This is a genomic window from Colwellia sp. BRX10-9, assembly GCF_014077405.1.
In the GTDB taxonomy this organism is placed as follows: domain Bacteria; phylum Pseudomonadota; class Gammaproteobacteria; order Enterobacterales; family Alteromonadaceae; genus Colwellia_A.
Genome location: NZ_JACGVV010000009.1, coordinates 1 through 12532 on the forward strand (window position 1 = coordinate 1; position 12532 = coordinate 12532).

5 protein-coding genes are annotated in these 12532 nt (G+C 40.0%); 2 read left to right on the top strand and 3 right to left on the bottom strand.

What is annotated here, in order from left to right; genetic code table 11:
* Window positions 1-45: 45 nt before the first annotated feature.
* Window positions 46-4518 (bottom strand): ExeM/NucH family extracellular endonuclease, encoded by a 4473-nt coding sequence (locus H4J69_RS07390; RefSeq protein ID WP_182251931.1) that lies wholly within the window; start codon window positions 4516-4518, stop codon window positions 46-48.
* A 766-nt stretch (window positions 4519-5284) separates the two neighbouring features.
* The gene (locus H4J69_RS07395; protein ID WP_182244845.1) at window positions 5285-8809 is read right to left on the bottom strand and encodes a M36 family metallopeptidase; all 3525 of its coding nucleotides are present in this window, start codon (window positions 8807-8809) and stop codon (window positions 5285-5287) included.
* Between the two features lie 368 nt (window positions 8810-9177).
* On the opposite strand from H4J69_RS07395, the gene H4J69_RS07400 reads away from it, so the two are divergent.
* Both H4J69_RS07400 and H4J69_RS07405 read left to right on the top strand, forming a co-directional pair.
* On the top strand, window positions 9178-10113 hold the full coding sequence (locus tag H4J69_RS07400; protein ID WP_182244846.1) for a hypothetical protein: 936 nt from the start codon (window positions 9178-9180) through the stop codon (window positions 10111-10113).
* Window positions 10114-10176: 63 nt separating this feature from the next.
* Window positions 10177-11094 (top strand): surface lipoprotein assembly modifier, encoded by a 918-nt coding sequence (locus H4J69_RS07405; RefSeq protein WP_182244847.1) that lies wholly within the window; start codon window positions 10177-10179, stop codon window positions 11092-11094.
* Here the strand turns inward: H4J69_RS07405 and H4J69_RS07410 are convergent.
* Window positions 11091-12431 carry a S8 family serine peptidase gene (locus tag H4J69_RS07410; RefSeq protein WP_182217208.1) on the bottom strand — a complete coding sequence of 447 codons (1341 nt, stop codon included), beginning with the start codon at window positions 12429-12431 and terminating at the stop codon, window positions 11091-11093. The genes H4J69_RS07405 and H4J69_RS07410 overlap by 4 nt on opposite strands.
* Window positions 12432-12532: the final 101 nt, after the last annotated feature.

Consider the following 12532-nt stretch of genomic DNA (forward strand, 5'->3'; position numbering starts at 1 on the left):
TGTTTATTTTAATTTTGTTTATTTTATTGTTTTAATTAATTGAGTTTAATTAGCCGCACAGCGAGTGCGAGTACATAAACTCATCATAACGCGAACATCCATCATAGATATGGCACCATCATTATTGAGGTCAAACGCTAAATCGATCGTTTGTCCAAACTGTATTGCACGCATCAAACCGCGTAAATCATTGATATCAATATCGCCATCTCCATCAAAATCGCCTTGGATTGCTGCAGGTGTAAAATCGAATGCAACGATAACAGGGTCATGGTCAGACATTCTGTAAGCATTATTGTCATATAAGCTAACTAACTGATCAGCCGTCTTATCCGGATGGCTAAAACCAGAGCCACAAAGTTCAGTGTTGTAATCAAGTACGCAAGGTTCATCCGCATTAATATGCCATTCTGTTGTATCAACCACTTTGGTTAATAAACTACTGCTCGCTAGGGCATGATCTAGGTAACCCACTTCACCACCAAAGAGGTAAGAATAGGCTTGTTCGCCTGCAAATTGATTAATGAGGTTAGTGTAACCGTTACTTGTAAATGCTCTAATGGGATCTTCCATTGCATAAGCGTTCAAATCCCCCATCACTAGCACATCTTCTTGCAGACTCAATGTCGAATCAGTCTCTAACCAATTCATCAGTTCGTTGGCCTGCGCTACCCTTTTTGCATTGAAACAGGCTTGTCCATCGTTCTGATCTTGGTCTGCACCTGAAGCACTGCTACAACCCCCTTTAGATTTAAAGTGGTTAACAACAACGGTTATAGCTGAACCGTTATTGTTTAGCGTAAATATTTGAGCTAACGGAGGTCGATTAAATATGCCGTTGTTATTTAACATGGCATTACCCGACGCTGAAACACTGCTAGGTTTATAAAGAAGCGCAACTGCAATCGCATCGGTGCCAATGGTTCCTCCCGTGTTAACAAATGCATAGGTATCTGCACCCACAACGGCATTAATACGCGCAACTAATTGAGCTAATGTACTGTTTGCGTCTACTCCATCATTTTCGATTTCCATTAAACCAATAACGTCGGCATCAATAGCGACAATTGCAGCCACTGTTTTAGCAAATTGACGTTCTAACTCTTCAGCGGTATCTGCGCCCCTTGCTGTTGGGAAACCTCCACCTTGACCATCACCATTAAATAGATTTAAAACGTTCAAGCTAGCTATTTTAAGGTTAGATGGCGAGAGTTCCGGTTGGACAAGTCTGATGTTGTCATTTACAAACGTAGGAGCTACTACTGGAATTATTCTGTAATTACTGAAACTATAATCAATTATTCCAGTTAACTCAGTAACTAAGTCGCCAATGCGTAAGCTGTTGTCAGCCGATAAGCCTCCAGTAGGGAAGATTATTTGCTCAGGATATGAGCCATTAACACCATCGTCTAAAATAATTCGGTTCAAGGAGTTTTCATTCGCAAGTGCTACAGCTTCAGCCGAACCAGGCAAATGTATGTTAGTTGGCACAAACAATCTACTGCTGGATAACGTAACTTCGCCAAATTTGGCTAGGTTATAATTATCGCTAACGGTAAGTGAATCGGCGTTACTAACCAACATTCCTTCTAATGCTTCAGGTTGTTCAACAGAAGTAAAAGGCAAGGATAAGGTCGTAGTAGATACACTACCCGTTCCACAAATAATAAGATCTTGTGCTGGCGATAATTGCGTTCGCCCGAAGAATTCTAAAACATTACCAGCAACACGGACTAGATCACCATTTGATGGTGTAATTGTATTGGCCGTATTAAAGACAAACAGTCCTTCTGAAGTTAACGGATCCGCATCAACATCTGTATCGCTTTCTTGTATAAAGAACCCGTCAAGTGCTGGTAACACTGATGTTACGATAGCTTCAACGACAAGGTTTTGGCCTACTAAAGGTGAAACATCAGCATTGCCTTGGATATCATGGATAAACGTCGATGGGTCTGAACACTGACCTATTAGCATTGGTGTACCATCACCATCGCCGCCGCCAGTATCACCACCAGAACCAAAAGTTTGATTTGTATTTACATTATTGAATGTATTAGCATTGGCATCTTCCCAAGTAAAATCAGCTGAACTGTAACCCGTTCCGCCAAGCTGTAAAGAAAGACCAGCAAGAGTATTACTTGTTTCTGAAACGCCTATGTCGGTGCTAATCATTCCGCTTGCGGGACCATTAGTAGCGGTAAGTGAGCCTTCATAACTTAAAAATTCAATGACAGTTCCGTCGTTATCAATCAGAGCAATGCCGTCAGGAGAACCATTCTGGATGCCGCTGATGTCAAATGACATGGTTCCAAATCCAGCTTGTTGATTAGTCAACACACCAGACAAATCAACTGTTTTGTATGTAGTTCCGTTTGAACCGTTGTAAAGCACTAAACTCAAACCTGATAAGTCGGTTCCTGCTGGACCGGCAACTTCAATCGCTTCTCCAGTATCACCGCCGACGTTGTCATAGTGAATTTCATTAATAAAGACACTACCCGCCAAAAACGTTTGATTGGTATTTACATTGTTAAATGTATTTTCAGCTGCGGCTTGCCAAGTAAAGTCTGCAGAAGTAAAACCTATACCCGCTAACTGAAGAGAAAAACCAACCACTGTGCTACTTACTTCTGAAACACCAATATCTGTGCTAGTCATGCCAGTTGCAGGACCATTGGTAGCAGTTAACGAACCTTCATAACTTATGAATTCTAGAACACTGCCATCACTATCAATAAGCGCTATACCATCTGGTGCGCCATTCTGCATACCTGCAATGTCAAATGACAAGGTACCAAAACCATTCTGTTGGTCTGCCAATACGCCAGCTAATACTTCTGTTTTGTACGTTGTTCCGTTTGAACCATTGTACAGAACCAAACTCATACCGGTTAAATCAGTTCCAGCAGGACCTGCTATTTCAATCGATTCACCAATATCACCGCCGGCGTTGTCATAGTGAATTTCATTAATAAATATATTTGATGTACTGCCGCCAGTATCGCCACCGCCAGTATCACCGCCGCCAGTATCGCCGCCGCCAGTATCGCCACCGCCGTTAGAGTTACAGGCTTCGCTACCATATAAAGTTGATACCCATTCAGGGTGATCAATAAAGGGATTACGATTTCCTTGATATTCGTAAATGGTATTGTTTCGTTTTTGCTCAAAGGCATCAATTGGATCTGCATTATGCCACTCAATTAAACGACATAACCTGCCAAGTTCAGGCCCACTGGTATTTGTACTTTCCACAACGCGCAAATCTGGCATGTTAGCGTCGGCTACTTCATATCGCGCATCCATATAAAAGACCATTCGTGCGACATCACCTTTTACTGTATCTCTAGGTTCGAATGAATTGCTGTCAACCTTATTACCAGGCGCCTCTCCAATTTCAGACCCACCACTATCAAAATCTAAATTGCCTCTTGTGCTGTTAACTGAAATATCAGTAGGCCTTAAGTGATGAATATCTGTATAGCCAGACTGACTTTCACTACTAAAACCACCATGACTTTTCGCCCATACATGTTCCCTGTTCCAGTTTTCTGGATCACTAGAAGCTGGGCCACTGCCGTTTGAAAGTTTAGCTTTGGAAATACCACGATAGAATAAGATTACGTTATCTGAATTTGACGGGTCTTCATCAGTTTCAGTCAATGCGGTCCAAACCTCTGCATAACTTAAGTCTTTATGATTTTGACTTATTGCGGTAGTTATTTCTGCTTTTATTGCTGTGGTACCATGTCCGCCATTAATCGCCAAAATTACATCTTCATAATAAGTGGCATCGTCAAAATTGGTCGAATTAGTAACTTTTTCTAGATCTGGGCAGTTAACACAAACGCTGCCACTGGCACCATCGTCAACATTGCCGCCACCACTATTATCACCGTTGTTACTATCACCACTGTCATCAAATGTTTGGCCTGTATTTACTGCGCCGAATGTATTTGCATTAGCTCCTTGCCAAGTTGAACCATCAAACTGTAGTGAATAACCCGTAGGTGTACTACTGGTTTCAGCAACACCAATATCAATACTTGTTAAGCCATTTGCTGGACCATTTGTGGCTGTTAACGTTCCTTCATAACTTAAGAATTCAACGACAACACCAAGATTATCTACTAATGCAAATGCATCAGGTGCGCCGTTTTGTATACCCGACTTTGTAAAAAATTGCGTACCAAAGCCTCCTTGTTGATCAGGAATAATGCCAGACAGGCTTACAGAGCTATAGCTAGTTCCATTACTACCATTATATAAAATAATTGACCAACCTGTTAAATCTGTTCCTGCAACACCAGCGATTTCAACTGCTTCACCTACGTCTGATCCTGCATTGTCGTAGTGTATTTCGTTAATAAAAACATCTGCTGCAAACGCTGTTTGTGTCATAGAAAAGCATAATGCAGACATAAGCATTACTTTTTTTAAGCAACGTTTGGGGTTGTGATTGGTAAGGGGAACAGCCATGATTTTGGGTCGTAAGGCTAATCGATTTTTTTTCATTTTATTTTTCCATATTATGTTTATTATTATTATTAAAGTGCAATATATTTGCACTTAGCCACTTGATTCAATACTTTTTGTAAACCACTCATTCACACCGTAATTAATTTATTTTTGGACGTATTGTCTATAATTTAGAATGATAAAGGTTTTATAATTACTGCCGTAATTAATATTTTTTCTTTGGATAAAAATTTTAAGAAATAATCGCAGATAGATTTCACCAAAAATTGGTGGTGCAAATAATAAATTGAAACGATTATTTTCAATGATAGAGAGCAATATAGGGTGGATAAAGAAAGTGGATAAAACTTTCCAGTATTAGAGAGAAGAGAAAATATAAAAAAAGATAAGTCCGTGTATCTAAACTCCATTTTACATCCTTATATTGTTGTTTTATATATGCCTATTATTTCCCTGTAATATGACATTTTAATGAATAACTTAATAAAATATTTATATTAAAAATCACATTAAAGTAAAATATGCCATAAACTGACTAAGTGGTCAAATAACAAACAATGAAATAGAAGCCTGTTTAACTTAACAATTCTGCTTAAAAGTAGTAGCCACTTGACCATCAGGATGGATAATTAAATAATGGATGAACTATTTATTCCAAATAGTATATTTGTATCTTCTCTTCTCGTTGATTGCTAATTAATAAGATATTTTTTTGGTGGGTGGCAAAACACTTTCAGCAAAAAAAAGGCAAAAAAAAGCCCACTTATATCACTAAGTGGGCTATTGCTTTTTTAGTAAATGATTAAAGTGTCGCTGTTGTACCCACCATTGGCGCAGCAGTTACTGACTTCGCATCTTCAGGTTCGACGACCATAATCGTGCCATTAGCTGGGTTTACTACAAACTCAACTAGCTCCACAGAACCTACAGCAGACTCAGCAGTACTTGCTTCGGTACTCGCATCTGATTCATTTAGTACCATTTGGTCTAACACAATAGTAAATTGAGTTGGACCATTGGCATAACCTTTAACACGCAGAGTGTAGCTTTCACCACCAACAACCGTACTACCTACCTGCTCTGAAGGACCTAAGTTACCAGATGTAACCATGACATTGCCGTCACTGTCGAGCATTGAGAAATCCAAATCTGGAATGGCTCCCCCCACTTCAGTATCTGCTGTTAAGGTTGCAACAATACTTTGTGCACTTGTCTCTGCAGTAAATACCACATCAACATAATCAACACCGTCAGCAACTTCTACGTCTGTAGTGCCAATAGCAACTAAGCCTTTATGCTCAGAGATATTATGATAAACCACAGTACGATCTGCACCCGCAGATGAATCCATCGGTTTTTGGCTACCATTAGCCGCAACTGAAGGTTTCTCTATCTGAGCAAACACTTTAGCTTTAAAGGTAAACATCTCAGCCATCGGGTTGTTAAAGATAAAGTTAATCGCTGAAGAGTCCATTTGTGATGATAAAGATTCGTCATAAATAAACGTCGCAGTATCGCCATTTTGACCTGTGCCACTTTTAGCGTTAGCTACAGTTACATCAGGGCTACTAATTGAGACAATATTGAACTTTAACGGCCCAAACAAATCATGCGAAGCATTATTTGTTAAGATATTATCAAAAGAAAATAAACCTTCACTAAAAGAAACATTATCGATCCGCGTGGTAACTTTCTTAGTGACATTTCTTTGTTTCAAGTTAGTTTTCGCCGTACCTGACAAATCAGAAAAACCAACTTGACCCGAAGCATTAACTTCAATAGCACGAACAACATATTGATAATCATAAGCATCAATACCTTGACCTGCGCCACGACCAAAACCTTGTCCTTTATCGCTGTAACTGGCACCCGTTACAAATTCAACATGGGTATAGCCATTATTTTCTATATCACCGTCGACATATTCACGACCCGGGACACCAGCGAATAAACGAGCTGGGCTGCCACCTTTACGCTTTAATATTTGATAGCCAATGGCATTATCTACTTCATTCCAAGTGACATCTATTGTGTCTGGGTTGGTAATACTCGCTACAATATTTTGTGGTGCAGCTGGTGCTTTTTGACCCGCAGTAAAGTCACTTACCGCTGTTGAAATCATCTGCACACCACCTAATGGAGCTGAAGCGTTTAATCCCAATTCACGAGCGGCAAATACACGTTCAATAATAGCATGATGTTGACCTAGAGATTTAGCATCAACAGAGGCAGTTGGATATAGCATAGCGTCAGCTGTTAATGCCGCATCTCGCGCTTTAACAAAGGTATCTGGCGCAGTAACCCCTAAAATATACATAGAGCCAAGGAAAATACGTTCCCACGTTTCTTTACCTAAACTGGTTAACTGTGTTGCATCACCCGTTGTTGGATCTGGGCGAGCAAAGTCGTTAGCTGGATACATCTCTAACATAATTTCTCGTAAGTCCCACATCGCGCCGGCATATATTTCGCCATCTCTGTGTACTTCAAAGTCGTCATCGCGTGTGCCTAATTGTGAATAACGTAATTGGCTTTGGCCACTACGAATATATTCAAAAGAATCAGGATCTGTACCATTTTCGCGTAATAAGTCTCTTAATCCACAACCTGCAACTGGGTAACTACCTAAATCAGGTGTTTCACCTATAGTATAAGCCCATAAATCGGCTTGCCCTTCGTTCAAGGCGCCACCTTCAGGGCTACCTTCAAAGCCAGCAATAGGTGTGATAGTCGCATGCGTACCTTCGTGCATTGGTACACTAAAATCTATTGCTAAGTTGTTAAAGTAATAACCATGACCATAAAATGTTGGGTTAACAACCACTTCCTGACCACCAATTTCTTGTGTAAGGGGTATAGCAAAAGCATTATCTAAGTTTACTATTTTATTTAAAAGCTCAGGATCACTAAAGTCTATATCTTGAGCTTCTAGTGCCATAAACACGTTAGGTATATGAACGACACCTACTAAAGGCGTTGACTCATTAGGGTATTGATCAGGAAAACTACCACTGCCAAACCCTCTATTATGAACATCGTCACCATCTTTGTGCAAATAGTCTAAATATTCCATTAAGTTAGTGATATATATAAATTGACTGATACCGTCGAATTGCTGTGCAGGCTCAGCAGTATGATCTTTTTCATTAACGCGGCCATAAAGAGGTGCAGCGTCTTGGTCAAAATAATAAGTGCCTAAAGCCGCTTGAGCGAATGGCAATTTGCTCGATGAAGCATTAAGAATAAGTGCATTAGTACCTGTTAATACACTACCAACACCTGTTACTCGGTTAGTTTCATCAAATTTTCTTAATTTAATGCGCAATAACCCTTCAGGTGTGCCCGTTAAACCGTCATCTGCATCAACAATTTCACAAGAGTCTTGTAATTCTTTGGTGATCGGTGGGAAAGTCGGAAAATAATCAGCAAATTGATCGGTGGGTTGTGGCTCTTCGGCCGTGCGCACTTGATCTTCACGGTAAACTATATCACCCGTTTGTGCATCAACCATGTATTTAAATACGCCAAAAGGATTCGTTGAGTAGTAATAAAACTGCCAAACTAAACTATGGCTATCAGCCGTTTGCACTATGCGTAGCTCTGGTATTGGTGTTTTAAACACACCTAGCTCTGCTGCTATTAATTCATAGGCCGGGGTTAGTATTGACATAGCCTCTGCGGGGATATTCTTTTGAAATTGTACAAGATTACGCGTTGCCATTAACACCGCATCATCAGCAGATAACCCCGGTTGACCCGCTACAGTAAGGGCTTTTTGATAAGGACCCATAATGGCGCGAACGTTGTTGTTACCATCAATAACAACACCTAAACCATTGCCATCAACAAGAATACCATCGACAACTTGATCGAAACGAACAACTTGTCCACCTAATGCCGCTTTAGAGCGATTACGATTATATTTCAGTTGGTCATTGCTTAAACCTTCAAAAATTTGCTGATTGTCGGTAATGAAATTACGCGCCATATTCTCAACAGAGTTACCCGCCGTTTTAACGGTCATACCGGTAATAGCATCAACAGTCCCTGTTGCTTGATTGATATTTACCTGTGCGTTTGGATTAGCTGCTTGAAAGTGACTGATGGCTTGAGCCTGCTCAGCGCTTAAACTCATTAAAGTATTTAGGCCCGTATCTTGAATTTGATTAACGTTTGGTACACCAGCAACGTCAAAATTTAAGATTTTATTAGCAGCATTACTTCCAGTAATGATATCGCTTGTTGATGCATGAACTTGACTAGATATAACGCTTAGCGGAACAGTCAGTGCAAAAGCAATGGCACTTGATATTAATGTATTCTTCATTGTAATCACCTTTTATTATTTGTGACCTTGAGCATGATAATTAAACATATAAGTCAACATCATTCGCTTTCATGGACACTTTATGGGTAAGAAAATTATTTACTTAGTTAGGGTGCCCATTTCTCAGACAAAAAATAATCAGGTATTTCCCTCTTTTACACTAGGTATTAACCCCCAGTGTTATTACTGCTTATCTATGTAGAAGAAAAAAAGTAAAACAAAAAGCCAGCCTAAAATATTGATATACAGACTTAAAAAAAACAAAACCTTTAAATTTGTATTTTTATTTAAATAAACTTGGAATAAATATCTCACATCATCCGTTATCTAAGTGTCATTAACATAAACAAACCTTAGAGGAAGCAAACATGACTTCATTAAATAAAATTGCAAAAGTATTGGTAGTAAGCGGATTAAGTTGTTGGGTAAGTGTTGCACAAGCAAACACTATTCAAATTAATCAAGACGCCCAAGTTAATCAGAATACTCAATTATCTCAAGGAGTTGATAGCACTGATAATTCAGCACAAATGTCGGTACATTCAGACAGTTCCGCAACGAGTAATACACAAGTTACGGCTAATAACGCAGACAACAATCCGCAAGCCTCTGCTCCAAGTGAACCAGCGCAAAGCGAACCAACAGAGCAGCAAATCAGTAATAGCGTTAATGCAACAAGCGTTAAAGCTTTTGATAGCAATAATCAGATGGTTGCGACCCTAACAAATAATACGGGAAGCACTGTCAATATAACCGCTGGTGTTGCGGCCACGTTGAGCCAATCACTGACCCAATCACTTACCCAAGTAAGCACAACAGAGCTACCAGAAGATGATATTCCCCAAGAGAGTGAAGCGACACCTGGTGAAGACTTAGCTGAATCTGAATATGTTGCTAGGGCGTCCAACCTTGATAGCCAAACGTCTTTTGCTAATACGTCGCAGCTGTCGCAGAGTTTATCGCAAGGCATGTTTGAAAATATGTCGGGAGGCTTACAAAATGCCAGTACGTTAGATACCGCCACCTCTTTAACTGGTTCCTCGCAACTGTCGAAGAGTTTGTCAGGAGATTTGCAAAACATTGCCGCTGCAGATGCAGCAGCACAAACCACACAGGTCTTGGAGCAAAGTATTAATGCCAATATTGTTAATTCAATTACCAGCGATACGCAAAGTGTTATTACTCAAGACGTGAATAGCCAAATTAGTCGTGTAGTTACTGAGCAGGTTAACGCTGAAATTGCTGCAGCAACTGCCGCTGAAGTGGTAAGCACTTTGGCAAGCGACTTAGCTATTGGCTTGTAATCTTACTGACTAACTTGTTAAATGCGCCAGTTACCCTGGCGCATCCTATTTAAGGAAATTAAGATGAAATATATGTTGAGCAGTTTAGGGTGCATCCTTAGTATGCAAGTGATGGCAGCAACGCCAGAGACATTTACTTTTAGTGGTGAGGCTTCGCTGGCTTTAATAAACAACTCAGCGCTTAGTGTCGATGAGCTTGATGAAGTTTCCTCACAGGGTGACAGTGGCATTCAAAAAACGGCTGCGGTTACTGGCTTGTGGACGTTCAATAATAAAGCAAAGTTAACGTCATCATATCGATATAATGACCAAGATTATCATCAGTTAGATTCTTTTGATCTTGCCTTACATCAAGTCAGTATTGATGGGACCTATAAATGGCAGGAAAAAGATTTAGGGCTACGTTATGATGGTGCTAAAGCTAAGTTAGCTGGCGAGACATATTTAACCTTTCAACAAGCCAGTATTTATTTGGGAACTTTTCTTCAACCCCAAACATTTTTACGCACTAGCCTTAAAATAAAGCGTAAAGACTTTGCCGTAATAACTCGCCGAAATGCCAACACTTTTGGTGTAAGTACTGAATTATTTCACTTTATCAATGACGGTCGCACTATGCTGATGCTAGGGCTTAGCGCAGATAAAGAAACGGCAACAGACTCACAGTTTAATTATGGTGGCTATGGGGTTAACACTAAGTTATCTCAAAAATTTGAATTATTTGGCTTAGCTCACAAAGCAACTATCGGTTGGCGTTTTCAATCGAAAGATTTTCAAGCAGTCAGCAATAATGATATCCCTAGTCAGCGTGAATCAAAAGCAGATGAACATAGGCATATATTTCACGGACAGTGGCAGTTAAACGTTAACGAACATTTAGTGGTTATTGGCAACGTTGAATATGGCGACTACCGTTCAGAGCTTGATAGCCAAACATACACTCAAACCCTTTCGACTTTAGCGATTAAAGCGCAATTTTAACGGCTTACTATCGCGCCGACACCATAAATAGGGTCCTTACCGCGAGGACCCAAATCTATTGTTGATTCATTGAGCTTTTCTAATAATTGATTTCTGTTGACGCCAATTTTTGCAATTAAACAGGCTAAAGCTGCGGTTACGTAAGGTGCGGCAATCGATGTGCCTGACTCCCGCCCCACCCGCTGACCACTTTGTGCCGTTAAGACATTAACCCCTAAGGCAGAGTAATCGACATAATCACCGCGATTTGACCAACGGTAAGGTTGTTGAAATTGGTCAATAGCACTCACCGCAATAACATCTTTATAAGCCGCTGGAAACATCGGAGGAGCCGCCGGACCTTCATTACCGGCTGCAGCAATAATTAAAGCGCCCTTTGCCATGGCCGAAGTAAGCACAGCCTGCAAAATTTTATTATCTGGGCCCGCTAAACTCATATTGATCACTTTTACTTCTTGTTCTATTAGCCAATTTATTCCCGCTATCATCGCTGACAAAGTTGCACCCTGAACATAATCTGACTGCTGGTAAAATACTTCTGCCGAGTAAATTTGACCCTGTGGTAAAAGCGGTACCAACTGCTCTGTCTTACCAACCAATAAACTTGCGATCACGGTACCGTGTTGAACTGAGGCATCTAATTCAGCAGGCAAAAAAGACTTTGCGGTAATACTTGCCTGCTTAAAAGCATCATGGTTTGTGTCTATTGCACTATCAACTAGACCAACTTTTACCTTTAGCTGACAAGCATTAAATAGGCTTTTAGTTTTTAGCTTTTCACCGACTACTTTTTTATCGGTAAGCTGACGGGCTTGACTTTGTGTTTGATAAATATGATTTCTAGCTAAACTCAGTGACGCTTTGGCAGAAAGTATATTTATTAAGGCTTTCTTTGAGTCGAGAGCTTGTGGCACATTAAAACGTAACAATGTCATGCCCAAACCAGAATAACGAGATTCATTGATTATCACCGCACCCTGACCAATTAAGCGTGCCTTATTAAGGTCGTCGGCTAAGAGTATCCATTGTCCCTTCACGGCTCGCCATCCCTGTTCTACCTCAACATCAAACCAAAGGTTTTTTCCTGTTACTGTTTCTATTGATAATGAATCAGGTAAAGCCGTAAGTGGCTCAGTCGTCAATTTATCAACATTGGGTAAGCGACTTAACGCAAATGGGGCTAGTTTACGTGGTACTTTTATTTGCTGGCTAATATCGTCTAAATTGCGATCTACTAGGGTTATATTTCCTAGAACATCACCGCTAGTGAGTTGTTGTGCCGGTAGAGATGTACTAAGAATTGAAATAAATATGGCGGTAAGTGGTAAGGTTTTCATGTTAGTCTTCAGCCTAAAAAATAAGTGTGTCGTTAATAAAACGTTTCAACTAAAAATAAATTTCCTTTTATGGAATAAATATTTTTTAGATACGTCTACTT

Bases quoted from the DNA above. Each gene is read 5' to 3' on its own strand.
- H4J69_RS07390 (WP_182251931.1), bottom strand. From the start codon at position 4,518: ATGAAAAAAAATCGATTAGCCTTACGACCCAAAATCATGGCTGTTCCC.
- H4J69_RS07400 (WP_182244846.1), top strand. From the start codon at position 9,178: ATGACTTCATTAAATAAAATTGCAAAAGTATTGGTAGTAAGCGGATTA.
- H4J69_RS07405 (WP_182244847.1), top strand. From the start codon at position 10,177: ATGAAATATATGTTGAGCAGTTTAGGGTGCATCCTTAGTATGCAAGTG.
- H4J69_RS07410 (WP_182217208.1), bottom strand. From the start codon at position 12,431: ATGAAAACCTTACCACTTACCGCCATATTTATTTCAATTCTTAGTACA.
- H4J69_RS07395 (WP_182244845.1), bottom strand. From the start codon at position 8,809: ATGAAGAATACATTAATATCAAGTGCCATTGCTTTTGCACTGACTGTT.